The following is a 20703-nucleotide window of genomic DNA, read 5'->3' as shown; positions in this document are numbered from 1 at the left end:
CCTAGCAGATTTCTTTTTAAAACATACCAATTTAATTTGAATAACAAACAAACCTTTAAATATTGATTAAAATTCTATGAAAAAAAGTACCATGTTTTTTTTATGCTTCTTTTTTTCTTTACTGTTTCCAATGGCTTATGCAGCACCTCCAAAGCACTCTTTTGGTGTGCCAAACCACACAGTAGATGAAAAAAAACAAGCGTTGAATATAGTTGAAACAAAGACAACTACTTTTAACAACTATATGTTTTTGAAAAAAGCGTATTTGCACCACCATATGGCTTTTATGGTTGATACAAATGGAGCAACTACCCTTAATTTATTCGATAGCTTTAATAGTAAAAATACAAGCTTATGAAAAATATATATTTAATGAAATGGCTGTTTGCTTTATGCTTCACAGCCTTTATAAGCACTATTGGTATTGCGCAATGTAACATCAATAGTTTTACCGCAACTCCCGTAAATGGTATTTGCTCCCAAGATGGGCAAGTGCAAATTGCCATTCCGGGAGCAGCAACCTGCTCTGGTGGCAATGCTGTTACAGCAACTATTCGAGTAGCAGGCACAACCACCGACCTCGACTTTCAGGTTTTATCACCCACAGGTACTGCTTCCTTTAGCAACTTGGCACCTGGTAATTATGAAGTGCGTTTAACGCAAAGTGGCACTACAGTAGGACCACAAACCGTAACAGTTACTTCTAGCTACGTGCCTTTTACCGTAAATTTTGATGAAATACTTGGCGAAACCTGCCGGGCAACCGATCAGTTCTACGGACCCGATGGTTCGGTTACTGCAAGTGTAAGTCGCCCAACAACAGGTACCTATACCTACGAAATTCAATCATTAGGCTTAAACTCTGGACCTATTACGGCTCAAACTTATACTTTTGATAATTTAGCTGCAGGCAATTATGTATTAACCATTACGGAAAACGTAGTAGGTTGTTCTGCTGGAATTGGTTCTGGTTTTACTATTGACCCTTATACAGGCACTACATTACCATCTGTACCATATACTGGACCAGCAGGATTTGAAATAGTTCAGAATGCAGATTGTTCGGGATGGAATATTGGTGTGTCTGGCACTCCAAATCGATTTTTAGGAGGGGCTCAAAACAGAGAAAGAATTCTGGGGTCAAATGGATCTTTAACAATATCTTATGGTGGAAATACTTATAATGCCGTAGCAGGATTCGACCATGGTTTAGGAACAGGTACATATGCACATTTTGAAAATGTTCCTCCTAACACAGCTGTGGTTATCGAAGCTAATGATGGTTGTAATGTTCGCACACAAACCTTTACTACACCCGCAATTAATTCAGATTTCCTATATCTTTCTCAACGTTCGATATATAGTTCCGAACTTTGCGGACCAGTAAACTATATTGTTACGAATGAAAGAAGCAATACTGGAACTTATTACACCTATCAATCAAGCTATCCAGTAACTTATAACATCTATCATGAGCAACCCTTAGGAAGTGGCAATTGGATACAAATAAACACACCAGAACAATTCAATACTCGCCCTAGTGATAGCGGTCGTGAACATCCAAACAATTCTTCTTTTCCTTTAGCATATAATTTTGTTAACGGAGAAAGTTATCGATTAGAGCAAGTAAATTCTTGTAGAACACTTACTCGTGATTTTGTTTTTAATGCATCTACACCATCTCACCCGCTAGATGATGCTAATTTGGTTGAAGCACATTCAATATTAGAAGGTACTTCTGGTTTTGTATTGACTAAAAATAATAACTATACTGGATTTGATGGTCTTTTAAAAGAGATAACCTACACCATTAATCGTGTTGATGGTTTAACCTCATATACTTTTCCAGACTCTGAACCATATAGCTATGGTGATGATAGACAGACTACAATAAACTTTCCAATCGTTTTAAATACAGATTACGATTTAGGCGCTGTACGTCAACGATTCATAAACTTACCGTTAGGCGAATATGAAGTTGCGATAACAGATGAGGAATGTAACTACACCGTAGTTCGTACAGTAAATTTAACTACACCAGCAACTTACGACCCAATTATCAATGTAGTACCAACTTCGTGTGGTGCTTTTAATATAGAGTATGCGTTAAACCGTGGAAATGCTTCATTTGACATTGGGAATAGAACACAGCTTATAGACGCTAACACAAATGCAGTAATTGCACAAAGTGGTTTGTCAACTGCTGAAAACTTAGCAGGTACATTTAGTAACATACCTAGTGGTACCTATATAATAGTTTACAACAACATAAGAATTTCAGGTAATTATGCAACTTATGACGTAACAAATGTACCGCATAGCGATAGAAACAATGGGAACGTACCATCTGATGTAGAAACAGAAGAAATTGTTATAACTCCATTACCAGCCTTAACATTTTCAACCACAAATTTATTCTGTAATCCTTCAGATAACAACTCTGGTTTTATTGCGATACAAACTGCGGGTACACCAGTTGGTTCTATTACTTATAGTTTGTGGAATGGCTCTTCAAACCCTGATGCCGATGCGCCTTTACAAACATACAACACCACAGATTTAACAGAAACATCTTATGTTTTTCAAAACCTTGCTTCAGGTTCATATATTATCCGCGTATTCACAGATTGTGGTTTTACCGAGCAAACAGTCAATTTAATCAATGGTAATACAGTGTTCCCATCACCATCTGCGAATCCGCCAGTTGTTTGTGAAAGCGATAATCAAACCACGCTAAGTATTGGATTACCAACTAGCACGTTTGATATAGAATGGTTTGAAGGAGCAACTTCTATAGGAACAGGAAATTCAGTTACTGTAAATCCTACCACGACTACTACTTATACGGTGAATTATGAACTTTCTGGCTCGTTGGGTTGTACAAACCCTCTCCAAGCTTCTGAAGATGTAACTGTAACAGTAACGCCTAATATAACTTTGGTTAGCTCAGAAACAACCACTTGTGCCGCAGACGGACTAAGCTATACGATTACAGCAACAGTAAGCGGTACTGCACCATTTACAGCTACCGGAACCGGAGCACCAGGCACATGGGTAGATAACGGAGATAACACCTCTACATGGACATCAGACGCTATTGCTGCAGGAACAGATTACAATGTTTCTATTTCTGACAGTGGCGTGTGTGACCCGTTAGCCGTTGCAGGTACATCACCAATTTGTTGTGTATTTGAAGTAACATGTCCAACGTTTGACACAGAAACAGTAGAATGCTATGATGAAATACCAACAGCAACTACACTAACCGAAGCAGAATTTGAAGCTTTAGGAAATGCTGATGGATTAATTGGAGATATTCCATGTGGCGTAATCGAAATCACTGCTAGCAATAGCGCAGCGCCAGCTTGTGGAGGAACTGTAACGCGTACTTATACTGTAACTGAATATGAAGACCCTAATAACAACGATATTAGAGATGCAGGAGAAGATACAGTATTAAACACTGTAGATTGTATACAAACCTACACCATCAGTGCGCCTGTAGTTACTATGCCTGCAGATGGTGCTTCCATAGTAGCATGTGCTGCTGATGCAGTAACACCAACTACTCCAACAGTTATTGATAACTGCGGACGAACACTAACAGCAGTATTAACAAATACAGATGCAGACCCTTCATGTGAAGGAACTAAAGCATATACCTACACTTATACAGATTGTGCTGGTGTTGATTACACTTGGACATATACGTATACCATCAGTGCGCCTGTAATTACTATGCCTGCAGATGGTGCTTCCACAGTAGCATGTGCTGCTGATGCAGTAACACCAACTACTCCAACAGTAGTTGATAACTGCGGACGAACACTAACAGCAGTATTAACAAATACAGATGCAGACCCTTCATGTGAAGGAACTAAAGCATATACCTACACTTATACCGATTGTCAAGGGAACAGCCATGATTGGGTTTACACCTACACCATTGAGCGTGCAGATTTCAAGATGCCAGCCAATGGAATGTCAGCGGTAGCATGTCCTGCAGACGCAATAGCACCTGTATTACCTTTAGTAACGGACAACTGTGGCAATGTATTAACACCGAGTGCTCCGGTAGTAACCGAGTTACCAAGCCCAATATGTGAAGGAATAATCAGTTATACCTATACCTACACAGATTGTGCAGGCAACAGCCACGATTGGGTTCACACGTATATAGTAGAGCGTAAAGACTTTAGTGTACCAGCAAATGGCTCATCAACGGTAGCATGTATATCAGAAGCAGTAGCACCAACTAGTTTACCAACAGTTACCGATAACTGCGGAAATGTATTAACACCAATTAGCTCGTTTATAGGGGGCACTTATGACGGATGTTCAGGTACGCGTACCTACAACTACCAATACCAAGATTGTGAAGGCTATAATCATATCTGGACTTACGAATATACGATAAATGCACCGGTAGTGACCCTACCAGTAAATGGATCATCTACCGTATCATGTGCATCAGAAGCACTAGTAGTACCAGTAGCCCCAATGGTAACCGACAACTGTGGAAGATTCCTAATAGGATTTTTAACCAATGTATCGGCAACACCATCATGTGCAGGCACCAAAGTATATACCTATACCTATGTAGATTGTACCGGAACGCCATACACTTGGGAATACACCTATACAATTAGTAATCCGGTAGTTACCATGCCTGCTGCGGGATCGTCAACAGTAGCTTGTGTTGCTGAAGCGGTAGCCCCAACTGCACCAACAGTAGTTGACAACTGTGGCCGAGCACTAACAGCAGTATTAACAAATACAGATGCAGACCCTGCATGTTCAGGCACAAAAGCATACACCTATACCTATACAGATTGTACAGGAACACCATACACATGGACATATACTTATACAATAAGTGCACCAATGGTTACTATGCCAGCCAACGGATTATCAACGGTAGCATGTCCGTCCGATGTAGTAGCACCAACTGTACCAACGGTAACAAACAACTGTGGAAACGTTTTAACACCAAGCGCAGCTGTAATTTCACAAGAACCAACGTGTGAAGGAGATATAACTTATACCTACACGTTTACAGATTGTGAAGGAACTACGCACGATTGGACACACACGTTCACCATTGAAAGAGAAGATTTCTCCGTACCAGCTAATACTGCATCAACAGTAGCATGTGCATCTGCTATTACGGCACCAACAGTGCCAACGGTAACAGACAATTGCGGAAACGTATTACCACCAAGTGGTCCTGTAATTTCACAAGAACCAGCGTGTGAAGGAGATGTAACTTATACGTACACGTTTACAGATTGTGAAGGAAATACGCACCCTTGGACGCATACCTTCACCATTGAAAGAGAAGATTTCATCTTACCTGCCAATGGTTCAGAAACGGTATCATGTATAAGCGCAGCAGTGGCACCGGTATTACCAACGGTAACCGATAACTGTGGCAATGTATTAACACCTGTTTTCAGTTTCGAAGGAGGAACCTACGACGGATGTGAAGGCACAAGAACCTTTAATTATGAATATAAAGATTGTGCTAACCATACACAAACGTGGGTATATACCTATATCATTGAAGCAGAAGACTTCACTTTGCCAGCCAACGGATCATCAACGGTAGCATGTGCTTCAGAGATTGTAGCACCAACTGTACCAACGGTAACCGATAATTGCGGGAATGTATTAACGGCAAGTGCCCCGGTAGTTTCAGCTCTTCCAAGTTGTGAAGGCGATGTAACTTATACCTACACGTTTACCGATTGCCAAGGCAATAGCCACAATTGGGTGTACACCTACACCATTGAAGATACGGTTGCGCCAACAGGAACAGCACCATCCGATTTAGTATTAGAATGTATGAGTGCTATACCAGCGGCAGATGCAGCAGCTATCTTAGACGAAGCCGACAACTGCAACGGAAGTGTTACCGTAACGGTATCCGACATAGATAATGGAGGCAGTGGATGTTTAGGCAATGCTTATATCATCACCAGAACCTATACGTTAACAGATTGTGCAGGCAACCAAACCGATTTGGTACAAACCATCACGGTAGAAGACAGCACCGGTCCGGAATTTGTAGAAGTTTTACCAATGGATATCACCTTGGAATGCAGCGATTCGTTACCAGCGGTAGCAGAACTCACAGCCGTTGACAACTGTGGAGCAGCAACAGTAAGCTTTAACGAAGAGCGTACAGAAGGTTCATGCCCTAATAGTTATACATTAGAAAGAACATGGACAGCAACCGACGCGTGCGGCAACACCACTACACACACACAAGTGATAACAGTGGAAGACACCACCGCTCCTGAATTTGTAGGCCCTATGCCAAATAGAGAAGTATTCATGCGATGCGAAGACTTCGAACCGGCAGAAATCTTAACAGCCGTTGACAATTGTGGAACAGCAAGTGTTCGCTCATACGATGAGAAGATAGAAGGCGATTGTGAAGCGAAGTATGACATTTTAAGAACATGGGTTGCAACAGACGCATGTGGAAATGAGACCAGTTATACGCAAACAATTCATTTATCGTGTCCAGTAGAAATATTTAATGCAGTAACTCCAAACGGTGACGGCATGAATGATGAGTTAATTTTGAAAGGAATCAATTGTTACCCGGGCAACGTTGTAGAAGTATACAACCGTTGGGGTGTATTGGTTTACGAAACGAAGGATTACAATTCCCAAGGCAACACCTTTAAAGGATATTCCGAAGGAAGAGTCACAGTTAGTAAGCAATCAAAATTACCATCAGGGACATATTATTACGTAGTTAAGTACACGTTTGATTTAGGCAATGGAATCCAATATCCAACCGAACAAGCCGGCTACTTACATTTGGAGAATAACGAATAATAAATGGATATGAATATTTCAAAAAACATAAACAGATTATTGTTGGGAGTATTATTGTTGGGATGTGCAAAAGCACATTCCCAACAAGACCCCCAGTACACGAATTACATGTACAACACCATCAACATCAACCCGGCTTATGCAGGTAGCAGAGGCGCGTTAAGCATCTTTGGCTTGCACCGCAGCCAATGGGTAGGATTAGAAGGCGCACCAACGACCAATTCGTTTTCCATAAACACCCCTATAGCCGAGAGTAAAGTAGGTTTGGGAGTAAGCTTTGTAAACGACAGGTTAGGAGTGACCGATGAAAACACGTTAAGTGTAGATTTCTCGTACACCTTAGATTTAAACAACCGCGGCAGCAAATTAAGCTTCGGTTTAAAAGGATCAGCCAATATGCTGAATGTAGCCTATTCCAGGCTGAACAAATACAACCCGAACGATCCGCAGATTCTTACAGACATCAACAACCAATTCACTCCAAACATAGGAGCAGGTGTTTATTGGCATAACGAGCAAACGTATGTAGGATTATCGGTACCCCATTTTTTAGAAACTACGCGCTACGACGACAACGTACAAAGCACGATGCAGCAAAAGATGCACTATTTTTTAATGGGAGGTCACGTATTTGAGTTGAACCCAATGTTGAAATTCAAACCGGCATTTTTGTTAAAAGCAGTAGAAGGCGCACCATTACAAGCCGATATCACAGGGAACTTCTTAATCAACGAGAAGTTTACTTTAGGAGCCGCATATCGCTGGGATGCCGCATGGAGTGCCTTGGCAGGCTTCCAAGTAACCGACGGATTATTCATAGGCTATAGCTACGACAGCGATATTAAAGCCTTGCGAAATTACAACAACGGCTCACACGAGATTTTTATGCGCTTTGAATTGTTTAACAGATACCGCCGCGTGAACTCGCCGCGTTTCTTCTAAAAATAAAGAAAAATGAAAAAAGGGATATACACAGCCGCTTTGTTCACGGCCTTTATGTTGGGGAACACGGGGGCACAAGCACAAGCGGGATTAAATACAGCCGATAAAGACTACAACCAATGGGCTTATGTAGATGCGATTGGCATTTACGAGAAAGTAGCCAACCGCGGTTATGCGGGGAAGGATGTACTAGAAAAGTTAGGCAACGCCTACTATTTCAATGCGCGCTATGGCGAAGCCCAAAAGCACTACGAACGCTTGTTCAAAGAATTTGGCAACGAAAACATAGGCAGTGAGTACTATTACCGCTACGCCCAAACCTTGCAACACGTGGGCAAAGAAAGCGAATCAAAAAAGTATTACGACCAGTTTGTAAGCAAAGCCGGCAGCCACACCCAGCGGTCAAAAATCCGCCAGAACGAAGCCGCGCTTAAAAAGCAGATACAAGCCAATTCAGGTCGCTACGACCAGATTAAGAACTTAGAGATCAACACGCCTTATTCCGATTACGGGAGTTATGTACACAACAACCAATTGTACTTTACCAGCGCGCGCGACACAGGCAGCTTGCACAAACGCGAACACACCTGGACAGGTGATGCCTTTACCAGCTTGTACAGCGTAGCCGAAACGGCAACAAAAGACGACAAAGTAACCCGATTGAAAGGCAAGGTAAAATCACCACTTAATGAATCAACAGCGGTGATTACCAAAGACGGCAACACGATGTATTTCACACGCAACAACTACATCAACCATACCCGTAAATACGATGCCGACAAAAACACGAAGCTTAAAATCTACCGTGCAGAAAACGTGGATGGCAAATGGGAAAATGTAACGGAACTATCGTTCAATATGGACGGCTACAACACGGCACACCCCACCTTAAGCCAAGACGAAGCCACGATGTATTTTGCGAGCGACCGTCCGGAAGGTTTCGGCGGATCGGATTTGTGGCAGGTGGCGATTCATCCCTCAGGCGCTTTTGGCGGCCCTGTAAACATGGGTGAGGGGATCAACACCGAAGGCAGAGAAACCTTTCCGTTTGTAACCGAAAGTGGGGAATTGTATTTTTCAAGCGACGGTAGAGTAGGACTAGGCGGGTTAGATGTATATGCCACGAAATTAGACAGAAACAGCCAACCCGGGGAAATCCACAACGTAGGAGCACCAATCAACAGCAATGCAGATGATTTTGCGTATTATATCGACCCAAACACCAAACAAGGTTTCTTTTCAAGCAACCGTGAGGGCGGCAACGGCAACGACGATATTTACAGTTTCCATGAAACCAAACCGTTGCAGTTAGAGTGTATCCAAAAACTGCTTTTAAAAGTAATAGACGGCAAAACCCGCGACATTATCACTGATGCCAACGTAACGCTTTACAACAATTTGTACGGCGAATTAGAAAGCAGCAACCGCTACCAAAACGACGGTTATGTGTTCAACAACACGTTCAAATGTGGGGAAACCTACCGCTTAAAAGCGGAAAAAGAAGGCTATACGACCCAAGAAGACGTGGTGCTTTTGCCCAATGAAAGCGGTGTAACCGAGCACACCATTGTATTGGAACCGGCGAAAACCCCTGTAAAAGTAGGCGACGACTTGTTTAAAGTATTAAAACTGAATCCTATTTATTTTGATTTAGACAAATACAACATCCGTCCGGATGCAGCAGCAGAGTTGGCAAAAGTATTGGCGGTATTGGAAGAATATCCAACGATGAAAATCGATATTCGTTCGCATACCGACAGCCGTGCATCGCACAAGTACAACGACAGATTGTCTGAGAACCGCGCAAAATCGACCAGAGAATGGTTGATTGACCAAGGCATCAGTTCGTCACGATTAACCTCGAAAGGCTATGGCGAACGCCAATTAGTCAACGAATGTGCCGATGGCGTGAAATGTAGCGAAGAAGCACACCAAGCCAACCGTAGATCAGAGTTTATTATTGTGGAGATGTAAGAATTTTTTTACTTGAGTTTTTTTACTTGAGTTTTTTAACCTGAGTTAGCGTATTTTTTTAAGACTATCAAAAATGTCTGAGTTTATATCTAAGGAAAAGATAGAAAAAGAATACCTAACTCAGGTTATTTAAACAGATGAATTGTATATTTTTTCAATAAAATAAAAAAGAGATTGTTTTTTTAGTGTTTAAGATTATAGAATACCATACTATATTTTAATGAAATTCAATTTTAAGAATATAATTATAGGTCAGCTTATAGAAGCGCGTCTAAATGAATTAAATATTTCAACGGAACGGATTTGTAATTTTCTTAAATTAAAAGAACAAGATGTTTTAGAAATTTATAGAAGTTGTAGTATTAACACAGAAACACTTCTAAAGGTATCAAAGCTATTAAAGTATGACTTTTTTTAGAATTTATTCTAATCATATGGTATTGTATGCACCGCCTGCAAGTATTAATTACAAAGAAAATAATAGAAAGACAAAAGTTCTTCCAATTTTTAATAAAAACGTATATACAAGAGAACTTATTGAGTTTATAATTGATTTAGTAGAAACGGAGCAAAAAACACCAGCAGAAATCATTAAAGATTATAGAATTCCAAAAACAACATTGTTCAAATGGTTAAGAAAACACAAGAAGTAATCTCAAAACCCAATTATAGTAAGATATATCAGGATTTAATTACTAAGAGATTTCCTGAAAGATTAAAGGAATTTGATTTTTTTGGAGAAAAAGATATACTTACATCATTGGAAGTTATAGAGTTGAACGAGTTATTGTTTAATAACAATAGAACAGAACAGCATTTTTCTGAACAGCGTTATAAAGCATATGACAAACAGACTATACTCCGCATTCTAAAGTACCAGCACAAAGAAAAAATAAATAATAAGGAACTTGCTGCCCACTTTAAATTGAGTATAAATACTATAAAAAACTGGCGAAAAGTATTTGCAGCTCACTTAAATACTTTCTAGCTTTCAATACTTTTGATTACTACTATTATTAAGCTTTTTTTGGTAACAAAAAACCGCATCAGTTTTATATTTGATGCGGTTTTTAATTTATTGATAGCAGTGCTTCGCGTTTAACCTCGAAAGGCTATGGCGAGCAACCACTTCGTCAACGAATGTGCCGATGGAGTGAAGTGTAGCAAATTAAAATTCTTCTTACACCGTGAAGTGTTTGCACAAGTACCACCGAAAGGAATTTACACCTTGACGGAAAAAGGCGAAAGTTTACGACCACTTTTCAGTATGCTAAGCCAATGGGGAATTGAACAAGTTTTAGAGCCGAGAAGGAAGTCTGAAAATGAAATTTTTTTCTTAAAGCTACGAATAAAAACAAAAAACATGTACCAATAAACGCCAACAACTTTTTATCTTTGGAAAAAATTACGAAGAAGATGACAAAACCAGTACGTGTTCGATTTGCCCCAAGTCCCACCGGTCCGCTGCATATAGGCGGTGTGCGAACTGCGCTATTTAATTATTTATTTGCCAAGAAAAACCAAGGTGTTTTTTATGTGCGGATAGAAGATACCGATCAAAGCAGGTTTGTGCCAGGTGCGGAAGCATATATTTTTGAAGCTTTAAAATGGTTGGGAATTGAACCCGATGAAACCGTAGGCGTAAACGAACAATTTGGACCTTATCGCCAAAGCGATCGCAAAGATTTATACCAACAATATGCACTTGATTTAGTTCATAAAGGTTTTGCTTATTATGCTTTTGATACTTCTGAGGAATTGGACGCCCTTAGAAAAAATGCCGAAACAAACGGTAACACTTTCATTTATAATCATTCGGTTCGCGAAACTTTAAACACTTCGCTGAATATGACCAATGAAGAATTAGAAGCACGATTGTTTAACAACGATCCGTATGTGATTCGTTTTAAAATGCCCATCGATGAAAAATTAACTTTAAACGATATGATTCGGGGAGAAGTTACTTTTGATACCGGTTTGCTAGACGATAAAGTGCTTTATAAATCTGACGGTATGCCCACGTACCATTTGGCCAATATTGTGGATGATCATTTGCAACAAACATCACATGTGATTCGAGGAGAAGAATGGTTGCCTTCTTTGCCATTGCATTACTTATTGTATCGTTCTTTTGGATGGGATGCACCCGAATTTGCACATTTACCATTGATATTAAAGCCCGTAGGAAACGGCAAATTATCTAAGCGAGATGGCGATAAATTGGGATTCCCTGTTTTTCCGTTAGATTGGGAAACAGCTTCTGGCGAAAAATCAATGGGATATCGGGAACAAGGTTTCTTTCCGGAAGCAGTTGTGAATTTTTTAGCACTTTTAGGTTGGAACGATGGCACCGACAAAGAATTATTTTCAATGGATGAATTAATCAAATTGTTTGATTTATCGCGTGTAAATAAATCGGGTGCAAAGTTTGATCCTGAAAAAAACAAATGGTTCAACCATCAATACCTCATTGAAAAAGAAAACGCAGACTTATTGCCTTATTTAAAAACGGTTTTAAACGAAAAACAAATTGTAGTTGACGATCATAAAATCGAAAAAATCATTGGATTAATTAAAGATCGTGCAAATTTAACTACTGACCTGTTTCATTTAAGCGATTTTTTCTTTGTTACACCTAAAAAATACGAAGAAAAAGCAGCTAAAAATTGGAAAGAAGATACTTCTGACTTCATGCAACAAATTATTTCTGTGATAGAAAATGTTAAATTTTTTGAAGCAAAAGAAATTGAAACGGCTGTGAAAAATTGGATTCAGGAAAACGAATTAGGAATGGGCAAAATTATGCAACCTCTTCGTATAGCGATGGTTGGAGCCATGAAAGGTCCTGATTTGTTTGAAATTATTTCCTTGTTAGGTAAAGAAGAAGCTGTTCAAAGATTGCACAATGCCATCAATAATTTTAAAAAATAATAATTTTAACACTTTTGTATTTTGTAATTAAAATATTAGTTCTATCTTTGAAATGTGATTAACTAATGCCCAAGTGTTAATTACATTATGATATTTTTTTCATATCAACAACAACAATTTTTTTCTAAATTTTTCTAAATCCCATTCCCTAAAAATGGGATTTTTTTTGTTACCTTAGTTACTTCAATATAAATCAGTAAATTATGAAAAAAATCCTTTTTCTTTTTATAGCTGCTTCGGTCATTCTTTTTGCTTCTTGCGGATCCGATGATAAAAAAGAAGATCCACCAGTGAGCAGTACTCAAGGTAAATGGGAACCAACAACCATTCAATTGGTAAAAATAGCTCCTTTATATACCTTAGATTATCCACACACAGAAAGCTGTCCAAAAGACTATTTAGAGTTTACTGCAACCAGCAGTGCGGTGTTTTTTAGACACGAAACAGCAAATTGTACGGTTACAGAATATGCAAATGCTTTTCAACAAAGCGGAAACAATGTTTCACTAAACGTTTTGGGCTATCAAATAAACGGAACAATTACTGCACAAACCGATACATCAATGGAAATACAAAGTGATATTTCGGCTTATATACCGATTATAAAAGCTCAATTTCCAGATTATGAACAATATTTAAGCCTTTTAGAAGGGGGAACCGTTAAATTATCTTTTGTTAAAAAATAGCAATTATACCTCTTTGAAAAAAGAGGTTTTTTTTATATCTTCCCAAAAAAACAATTCAAAATGGATTTTACACTTTACATTATTGTTGCTGTAATTATTTTTATAATTGCATCTTCCTTATTTACTGTAAAACAGCAAACGGCTGTGATTATAGAACGTTTCGGAAAATACCAATCTATCCGAAATTCGGGTTTACAAATGAAAATCCCGGTTGTTGACCGCGTTGCAGGTCGGCTCAATTTGCGCATTCAACAATTAGACGTGATTATTGAAACCAAAACAAAAGACAATGTGTTTGTGAAAATGAAGGTTTCGGTACAATTTAAGGTGGTACAGGAACGCGTGTACGAAGCTTTTTATAAATTAGAATATCCGCATGATCAAATCACCTCATATGTTTTTGATGTGGTACGTGCTGAAGTTCCAAAATTAAAATTAGACGACGTTTTTGAGCGTAAGGATGATATCGCAATAGCTGTTAAACGCGAATTGAACGATGCCATGGTAACTTATGGTTATGATATCATTAATACGTTGATCACCGATATTGATCCGGATGTGCAAGTGAAACATGCAATGAACCGCATTAATGCTGCCGATCGTGAGAAAACAGCTGCCGAATATGAAGGAGAAGCAGAGCGTATTAGAATTGTTGCAAAAGCAAAAGCAGAAGCAGAATCGAAACGTTTGCAAGGACAAGGTATTGCAGATCAGCGCCGCGAAATTGCCCGTGGTTTGGTAGAGTCGGTTGATGTATTGAACAGAGTAGGAATCAATTCGCAAGAAGCATCGGCTTTAATTGTGGTAACGCAACATTATGATACCTTACAATCAATTGGTGCAGAAAACAATTCAAACCTTATCTTATTGCCTAATTCGCCACAAGCGGGTAGTGATATGCTCAACAATATGGTGGCATCATTCACGGCAAGTAACCAAGTAGGCGAAGCAATGAAGAAATCGTCAATGAAAGATAAAGATTATAAACCAAAAAGAAATCTTCCCCCACAGACAGATTTTCCTTCTAAATCCTCTACAGAAGAGTAAAAAATAACACCGCTGAGTAGCGGTGTTATTTTTTTAATATCTTGTTGAATAAAAATTTAAAAACTGTTGATAAAACTAAGGTTTTAATGCCTTTAGAATGCTTAACCGAATTGCCAAGTGAAGTTAAACCTTGCGTAATTAATCGATTAGGCGAAAAAAGTTCTAAAGTATTTTCTGCATTAACTCCAATCTTCCGAATGCTGATTTCGCGTTCAAGTTTAAGAATCTCTAGTTCTTTGTTAACTTCTTCGTATGAGGTGTATTTTGTTTTCATAAGCACTAGTCAAAAAAGATTTTAGAAAATTTTTTAAGAACAGGAATATCAATAATTGATTTGCGAAGATTATAAATTATAATTGCAACCAAAATATAGAATCCTCCTACAATTAAAAAACCAAATGTGTTGCTGTCTAAAGCTTTTCCAATGGCAAATGCTGCAGCAAATGACAAGAAAAACAGTGATAAAACAGCAAATAAACTTAAAGCAAAAATTTTTAAAATAAAGCCTGTAGCTTTTGCTGATACTTTGAAACCTAACAACGAATAATAATCGATATTGGTTTCTAAGTAAGCTTTCGCTTCAGACTTTATTTCATGAAGATTATTTTTTAGTTCTTCACTCAAACCCATAAATTACTTTAATTCAGACTTGATATTGTCTGCAGCCTTGTTAGTCATATCTTTTGCCTTATCAACTGCATTAGAAGCTTGTCCTTTTAATTCAGCCAACTTGCGCTCTAAACTAGCAATAACATCTTCTTTTTTGTCATCAGCTTTGTTTAATAAAGAATTGAACGACGATTCAAAATCTCCTTTTCTAGAAGAAATTAAACTCTTCACTTGATTTTTCAATTCATCCATTTTGCAATTCAAATCGTCTGTTCCTGATTTGAATCCGTCAGAGATTTTCTTTCTCGTTTTTTCACCTTGCTCAGGTGCCAATAAAACGCCTGCAACAGCGCCAACTGCTGCACCTGCTAAAATCGCTACTAATGTGTTTCCTGTTTTTCCCATAACAAATTTTATTTTTTTAATTAATGATTTATTTAGAATTAAAGTTACGCAATTTTTTTTAAAAAGCTGTTAACAACCGGTTAAAATTTAATCGCTTGTAGATTAATAACCCCAAAAAATCTATTTATATTTGCTTTTCAATATTTTACCAAACACACATGTTTAAAAGCAAATTAGGAATATTAACTACAGTTTTTGTAACGCTAGCAATAATTATTACTTTTTTATACGAATTTGATATTTTAGCCATTTCGTCCAGCTTTATGATTGCTGTTCGTTGGATAGTAGCTCTTATGCTGATATTAAATGGTTTTGCAAGAAAAAACCTCACCACATGGATTATAACATGTATGATTTTAGGGGTTTTTATTGGAATAGATTTTCCTAATGCAGCAGTAGCCTTACAGCCATTGAGCAAAGGATTTATAAAATTGGTGAAAACAATTGTAGCTCCTATTATTTTTGCAACATTGGTGTATGGAATAGCAGGACATTCCGATTTAAAACAAGTGGGAAGAATGGCATGGAAATCAATGCTTTATTTCTTTTGTGCCACATCATGCGCCATTTTTATTGGGTTGGCAGTGATTAATATTACCAAAGCAGGTGAGGGGATCGATTTGCAAAGCATGCCTCAAGAAGAACTTCCGGCAACAAAAGCACCCGATACTGCTTTAGAACATTTACCAGAAAATGTGCATGGTATATACAAATTCGCACATTTTATTTACGATTTATTTCCAGAAAACGTCGTGAAATCTATGTATGAAAACCAGGTGCTGCAAGTAGTAGTTTTTTCGGTTATTTTTGGAATTGGCTTAGCAATGGTTGAAGAAAAAAAGCGTAAACCTTTGGTTGATTTCACTGAAAGCTTGTCAGAAACCATGTTTAAATTCACCAACCTCATTATGTATTTTGCACCAATAGGTGTAGGAGCAGCAATGGCATACACGGTTGGGCATTTAGGCGTAGATATACTTAAAAACCTATTCATGCTTTTAGGTTCGCTTTATTTGGCACTGCTTCTTTTTATGTTGCTTGTTTTTGTGCCTGTGATGCTCTATTTAAAAATACCTATAAAAAAGTTTATTGCAGCCGTAAAAGAACCCGTTTCTATTGCGTTTGCCACCACAAGTTCCGATGCTGCTTTGCCAAAAGCCATGAGTGCCATGGAAAAGTTTGGTGTGCCACGAAAAATTGTATCGTTTGTAATACCTACGGGTTACAGTTTTAACTTAGATGGAACATCGCTGTATCTGTCATTGGCATCAATATTTGTGGCACAAGCCGCAGGTATGAATTTAGATATTGGGCAGCAAATAGGAATTGCCTTTACGTTAATGATCACATCAAAAGGAGTAGCAGCCGTTCCACGTGCTTCATTGATTGTGTTAATTGCCACTGCCGAACAATTTGGATTGCCGGTATTCATCATTGCCGCTATTTTAGGGATTGATGAATTAATGGATATGGCACGAACATCTGTAAACGTTATCGGTAACTGTTTGGCAACGGTTGTAATTGCCAAGTGGGAAAAAGAATTTGACGAAGAAGCTCCGTACCGATTGACAGATGAAACGTTGGATGAGTTTTAGATTGAACATTATATGAAAAACAATATATTCTGTCTATTACTTACAAGCTTTATATTCTTAAGTTGTAAGCAAGAATCCAAAGAAGGAATAAATAGTGAAACTACAAATACTTCAGAAGTAGTAGTCCAATCCAAAGTTAAAGGGTGTGGTTATACTAGTTTGGTTGAAATTGAAAAAAATTTTCTCCCGGCGGAAGATAGAGTAAATCAAATAGTTGAAAACATTGTATCTTATTCTGGTTTGCCTAATAATTTTAAGGTTTACAGAGCTGATTATATTAATAATGCTTTTGCAACAATTATAGATAATGAAAGGGTTATTGTTTACGATTCTAAGTTATTTAATGATGTTGAATGGTACTCTGATACATTTTGGACATCGGTATCAATATTGGCACATGAAATCGGACATCATTTGAGTGGTCACACAGAAGATAATTTAGGTTCTGCTCCATTAAAAGAATTAGAAGCTGACAAGTTTAGTGGTTATGTTTTATATAAAATGGGAGCAACAAAAGAGCAAGCATTAAAAGCAATGAAATTAATCGGTTCTGATAATGATTCCCAAACACATCCATCTAAAACGAAAAGGTTACTAGCAATTGAAGAAGGATGGGATAAATCAAATAATCAACGTTACAAATCAGCATTGCCCCCAGCGCCTAATGGCTTACCTAGTGATTTCTATATCTTTAAAAAGCAGATGCTAATTAATAATGATTTTTTAAAATTAAGCCCTAATTGGTTTGAAGATAATGGAGATTTATATGGTGTAATAACTGAAACAGATAGTGATTTTACAGGCTTTTCAGTAAGAATTATTAATAGTTCTGAGGAATTTAAAAAATATTTTAGAAAGATCGAAGATGAGGATTGGGGATTAAGTATTGAATCTCCTCATTTTGGCTTAAATACAGAGATGTGTAATGCTTGCGCTTCAAATTTGAGATATTTATTACAACCTGGTAGGCGAATAAAGTTTAAAATGGTTGAATCTTTGCCTGATCATGGTACGTCTCTAAATGGTGTTTGGTTTTTGACATATTTAGAAGTTTTACCAGCAAATTATTTTGATAAAAAGTAATTTTCAAGAGATGTTTTTTAGAGATAATTAAAGAATACAATCATTTATTAAACAGTTATTGTAAATTTTTGGTCAATATTTCTGTATAAGGTTGAATTGTTTTTTTTAACTCATCTAATTGAATCATTTCATTTAACATCTTGAAATTTTTAATATCCAAAATATTGTTTTGAAAATCATTCTGATTTGGATTATCAATTAAAACTATGTCTTTAAATATGTTACTAATCATTTTTTCAGTTTCATTTAACTCGACCTCTACATCAATTGATGTATTAAGAAGCTGGATTTTTTCAACGTTTAGTGAATTTACAATCTTATCAAACCAATCTTTTAAATTTGCAATAGGTAAAGTATTTATGTGATTTTGTATTATTGTATCTAAATCCGACAAGTGTTTATCTGACATTTTATCTTTTTTTCTCAAATTAAATAGTATAGAATCAAGGTCAGAATAACCTGAACATTCTAAACATATCAACACATCATCAGAATTATTATAATTTGTTTCAAAAACGCATCCATATAATGATATAATATAAAATTCTATAATTTCTATTTCTGTAACTGCAATTTTTTTTGATAGCCTTGAAACTTTTCCTGAAAAACGGGGAAATCCTAATAAAGTTTTTGATTCCCAAATTTTTTAATTCTTCTACTTCATAGCTGTAGAGGTTATTTGTAACGTAATGACCTAGCTCATGTATAAAAACTCTGTAAAACCTATTATTCATTATTCTGAAAAATTTATATCTATAATAACACAAATTATTAAATGCTAAATAAACAAAAAATCCCAACACATAGCTGGGATCTTAATTTATAATTCTAAAAAAAATTACTCTTTACTTTCAATTTTTGCCCACGTATCGCGTAAGCCAACGGTTTTGTTAAACACCAGTTTTTCTGCGGTGGAATCTTTATCAACTGCAAAATAACCCAAACGTTGAAACTGGAATTTATCGCCACTTACAGCCGTTTTTAAGCTTGGTTCTACATAGCCTGTAATCACTTTTAATGAGTCAGGGTTGATGTATTCTTTAAAATCAACTTCTTTGTTTCCATCAGGATTTTCGTGTGTAAACAAACGGTCGTAAATGCGTACTTCGGCTTCCACAGCATGCGGAATCGAAACCCAATGAATGGTTCCTTTCACCTTGCGTTTAGATGCTTCAGTACCACTTCCCGACCTAGAATCTGCATCATAGGTTACATGAATTTCGGTAATGTTTCCGTTTGCATCTTTCACAACGCTTTCACCTTGAATAATGTAAGCATTCTTTAAACGTACTTCCTTTCCTAAGGTTAAACGGAAAAATTTCTTGTCGGCATCTTCCTTAAAATCTTCACGTTCAATATATAATTCTTTTGAAAAAGGAACTTTTCTATAGGTTAATTCCTCTGCTTCTGGATTGTTTTCAGCATCTAACCATTCTTCCAGACCTTCGGGATAATTGGTGATTACTAATTTCACTGGATCTAAAACAGCCATTACGCGATCGGTGATCTTGTTTAAATCTTCACGAACGCAGAATTCCAACAACGAAACATCGATTAAATTGGTTCGTTTTGCAATTCCAATGGTACCGGCAAAGTTGCGAATGGCAGCAGGTGTGTATCCACGGCGACGCATACCAGAAATGGTGCTCATACGCGGATCGTCCCAACCGGTCACGTGTTTTTCGTTTACCAATTGCAACAATTTACGTTTAGAAACCACGGTGTGCGATAAATTTCTACGGGCAAATTCGCGTTGTTTTGGTCGAACTTTACTTTCATCATAAATCTGATCTAAAAACCAATCATACAATTCGCGGTGCGGCAAAAATTCCAACGTACAGAACGAATGGGAAATTTGTTCGATATAATCACTTTCTCCATGAGCCCAGTCATACATTGGATAAATTTTCCAATTAGATCCTGTTCTGTGGTGCGATGCATTGATGATGCGGTACATAATTGGGTCGCGCATCAGCATATTAGGTGATGCCATATCAATCTTTGCCCGCAAAATATATTCGCCTTCGGCAAACTCGCCGTTTTTCATGCGCTCGAACAAATCAAGATTCTCTTCAACCGAACGGTCGCGGTTTGGTGAATGCACTCCGGGCTGCGTGGGTGTTCCTTTTTGTTTTGCGATTTCATCTGCCGATAAATTATCAACATACGCTTTTCCTTTTTTGATTAAAAGAACCGCCCAATCATACAATTCCTGAAAATAATCAGAAGCGTATAGTTCTTTATCCCATTTAAAACCCAACCATTCCACATCGCGCTTAATGGCATCAACAAACTCTTGTTCTTCTTTTGCAGGGTTGGTATCATCGAAACGCAAATTAACAGGTGCGTTGTAATCCAATCCCAAACCAAAGTTTAAACAGATCGATGAAGCGTGCCCAATGTGCAAATATCCGTTAGGTTCGGGCGGAAAACGAAAACGTAATTTATTTGGTGGCAAACCATTTTTTAAATCTTCTTCAATAATTTGCTCTATAAAATTCAGTGATTTTTCTTTTGTTGACATCGTTTTTCTAACTTTATATGCAAAGATAGAAAATGTTTAAAGTTTTAAGTTTAAAGTT

Annotated in this window: 17 protein-coding genes; 12 read left to right on the top strand and 5 right to left on the bottom strand. The window is 37.6% G+C overall.

Translation table 11 applies throughout. The annotated features are described in order from the left end of the window. The first annotated feature begins 76 nt into the window (after positions 1-76). The 10 genes from MG290_RS09750 to MG290_RS09705 all read left to right on the top strand — a co-directional run bounded on the left by MG290_RS09750 (position 77) and on the right by MG290_RS09705 (position 14429). On the top strand, positions 77-358 hold the full coding sequence (locus MG290_RS09750; protein ID WP_264561120.1) for a hypothetical protein: 282 nt from the start codon (positions 77-79) through the stop codon (positions 356-358). After that, positions 355-6849 (top strand): gliding motility-associated C-terminal domain-containing protein, encoded by a 6495-nt coding sequence (locus MG290_RS09745; protein WP_272585301.1) that lies wholly within the window; start codon positions 355-357, stop codon positions 6847-6849. Before MG290_RS09750 ends, MG290_RS09745 begins: the two co-directional genes overlap by 4 nt. 9 nt (positions 6850-6858) lie before the next feature. Continuing rightward, positions 6859-7791: a PorP/SprF family type IX secretion system membrane protein gene (locus MG290_RS09740; protein ID WP_272585299.1), complete on the top strand. Its 933-nt coding sequence runs from the start codon at positions 6859-6861 to the stop codon at positions 7789-7791. Positions 7792-7803: 12 nt separating this feature from the next. After that, positions 7804-9765 (top strand): OmpA family protein, encoded by a 1962-nt coding sequence (locus tag MG290_RS09735; protein WP_264561117.1) that lies wholly within the window; start codon positions 7804-7806, stop codon positions 9763-9765. A gap of 404 nt (positions 9766-10169) precedes the next feature. Next, the gene (locus MG290_RS09730; protein WP_264561116.1) at positions 10170-10418 is read left to right on the top strand and encodes a hypothetical protein; all 249 of its coding nucleotides are present in this window, start codon (positions 10170-10172) and stop codon (positions 10416-10418) included. Continuing rightward, complete coding sequence (locus tag MG290_RS09725; protein ID WP_264561115.1) at positions 10394-10753, top strand: helix-turn-helix domain-containing protein; 360 nt, start codon at positions 10394-10396, stop codon at positions 10751-10753. The genes MG290_RS09730 and MG290_RS09725 overlap by 25 nt, the downstream gene beginning before the upstream one ends. A gap of 126 nt (positions 10754-10879) precedes the next feature. Then, positions 10880-11140, top strand: a complete 261-nt coding sequence (locus MG290_RS09720) for a winged helix-turn-helix transcriptional regulator (protein WP_264561114.1) — start codon at positions 10880-10882, stop codon at positions 11138-11140. 41 nt (positions 11141-11181) lie between these two features. Beyond that, entirely contained in the window at positions 11182-12696 is a 1515-nt protein-coding gene (gltX, locus tag MG290_RS09715; protein ID WP_264561113.1) for a glutamate--tRNA ligase, read from the top strand. 203 nt (positions 12697-12899) lie between these two features. After that, positions 12900-13382: a hypothetical protein gene (locus MG290_RS09710; RefSeq protein ID WP_264561112.1), complete on the top strand. Its 483-nt coding sequence runs from the start codon at positions 12900-12902 to the stop codon at positions 13380-13382. A gap of 60 nt (positions 13383-13442) precedes the next feature. After that, positions 13443-14429, top strand: a complete 987-nt coding sequence (locus tag MG290_RS09705; protein WP_264561111.1) for an SPFH domain-containing protein — start codon at positions 13443-13445, stop codon at positions 14427-14429. Between the two features lie 25 nt (positions 14430-14454). Here the strand turns inward: MG290_RS09705 and MG290_RS09700 are convergent, their stop codons facing one another. Genes MG290_RS09700 through MG290_RS09690 form a run of 3 tightly spaced genes read right to left on the bottom strand, consistent with a single transcriptional unit; the run spans position 14455 to position 15443 of the window. Beyond that, positions 14455-14703 (bottom strand): DUF6327 family protein, encoded by a 249-nt coding sequence (locus MG290_RS09700; RefSeq protein WP_264561110.1) that lies wholly within the window; start codon positions 14701-14703, stop codon positions 14455-14457. A gap of 5 nt (positions 14704-14708) precedes the next feature. Beyond that, on the bottom strand, positions 14709-15053 hold the full coding sequence (locus MG290_RS09695) for a hypothetical protein (protein ID WP_257500316.1): 345 nt from the start codon (positions 15051-15053) through the stop codon (positions 14709-14711). Between the two features lie 9 nt (positions 15054-15062). Beyond that, positions 15063-15443, bottom strand: coding sequence for a YtxH domain-containing protein (locus tag MG290_RS09690; RefSeq protein ID WP_257500317.1), 381 nt, complete (start codon positions 15441-15443; stop codon positions 15063-15065). Between the two features lie 158 nt (positions 15444-15601). Between MG290_RS09690 and MG290_RS09685 the strand changes: the two genes are divergently transcribed. Further along, a complete protein-coding gene (locus MG290_RS09685) occupies positions 15602-17038 on the top strand; it encodes a dicarboxylate/amino acid:cation symporter (RefSeq protein WP_264561109.1) in 1437 nt (478 codons plus the stop codon). 12 nt (positions 17039-17050) lie between these two features. Next, the gene (locus MG290_RS09680; protein WP_264561108.1) at positions 17051-18121 is read left to right on the top strand and encodes a M48 family metalloprotease; all 1071 of its coding nucleotides are present in this window, start codon (positions 17051-17053) and stop codon (positions 18119-18121) included. Between the two features lie 55 nt (positions 18122-18176). Here MG290_RS09680 and MG290_RS09675 read toward each other — a convergent pair whose 3' ends face one another. Both MG290_RS09675 and MG290_RS09670 read right to left on the bottom strand, forming a co-directional pair. Further along, positions 18177-18530, bottom strand: coding sequence for a hypothetical protein (locus MG290_RS09675; RefSeq protein ID WP_264561107.1), 354 nt, complete (start codon positions 18528-18530; stop codon positions 18177-18179). Positions 18531-18959: 429 nt separating this feature from the next. After that, positions 18960-20645 (bottom strand): glutamine--tRNA ligase/YqeY domain fusion protein, encoded by a 1686-nt coding sequence (locus MG290_RS09670; protein WP_264561106.1) that lies wholly within the window; start codon positions 20643-20645, stop codon positions 18960-18962. Positions 20646-20703 lie beyond the last annotated feature (58 nt).

This window comes from Flavobacterium sp. CBA20B-1 (genome assembly GCF_028473145.1).
Lineage (GTDB): Bacteria > Bacteroidota > Bacteroidia > Flavobacteriales > Flavobacteriaceae > Flavobacterium.
Note: the sequence above shows the minus strand (reverse complement) of the source record. Positions and strands in the feature narration are given on the sequence as shown.

Bases quoted from the DNA above. Each gene is read 5' to 3' on its own strand.
- MG290_RS09720 (WP_264561114.1), top strand. From the start codon at position 10,880: ATGGCGAGCAACCACTTCGTCAACGAATGTGCCGATGGAGTGAAGTGT.
- MG290_RS09685 (WP_264561109.1), top strand. From the start codon at position 15,602: ATGTTTAAAAGCAAATTAGGAATATTAACTACAGTTTTTGTAACGCTA.
- gltX (WP_264561113.1), top strand. From the start codon at position 11,182: ATGACAAAACCAGTACGTGTTCGATTTGCCCCAAGTCCCACCGGTCCG.
- MG290_RS09690 (WP_257500317.1), bottom strand. From the start codon at position 15,443: ATGGGAAAAACAGGAAACACATTAGTAGCGATTTTAGCAGGTGCAGCA.
- MG290_RS09670 (WP_264561106.1), bottom strand. From the start codon at position 20,645: ATGTCAACAAAAGAAAAATCACTGAATTTTATAGAGCAAATTATTGAA.
- MG290_RS09730 (WP_264561116.1), top strand. From the start codon at position 10,170: ATGACTTTTTTTAGAATTTATTCTAATCATATGGTATTGTATGCACCG.
- MG290_RS09745 (WP_272585301.1), top strand. From the start codon at position 355: ATGAAAAATATATATTTAATGAAATGGCTGTTTGCTTTATGCTTCACA.
- MG290_RS09735 (WP_264561117.1), top strand. From the start codon at position 7,804: ATGAAAAAAGGGATATACACAGCCGCTTTGTTCACGGCCTTTATGTTG.
- MG290_RS09750 (WP_264561120.1), top strand. From the start codon at position 77: ATGAAAAAAAGTACCATGTTTTTTTTATGCTTCTTTTTTTCTTTACTG.
- MG290_RS09705 (WP_264561111.1), top strand. From the start codon at position 13,443: ATGGATTTTACACTTTACATTATTGTTGCTGTAATTATTTTTATAATT.
- MG290_RS09680 (WP_264561108.1), top strand. From the start codon at position 17,051: ATGAAAAACAATATATTCTGTCTATTACTTACAAGCTTTATATTCTTA.
- MG290_RS09740 (WP_272585299.1), top strand. From the start codon at position 6,859: ATGAATATTTCAAAAAACATAAACAGATTATTGTTGGGAGTATTATTG.
- MG290_RS09710 (WP_264561112.1), top strand. From the start codon at position 12,900: ATGAAAAAAATCCTTTTTCTTTTTATAGCTGCTTCGGTCATTCTTTTT.
- MG290_RS09725 (WP_264561115.1), top strand. From the start codon at position 10,394: ATGGTTAAGAAAACACAAGAAGTAATCTCAAAACCCAATTATAGTAAG.
- MG290_RS09700 (WP_264561110.1), bottom strand. From the start codon at position 14,703: ATGAAAACAAAATACACCTCATACGAAGAAGTTAACAAAGAACTAGAG.
- MG290_RS09675 (WP_264561107.1), bottom strand. From the start codon at position 18,530: ATGTCAGATAAACACTTGTCGGATTTAGATACAATAATACAAAATCAC.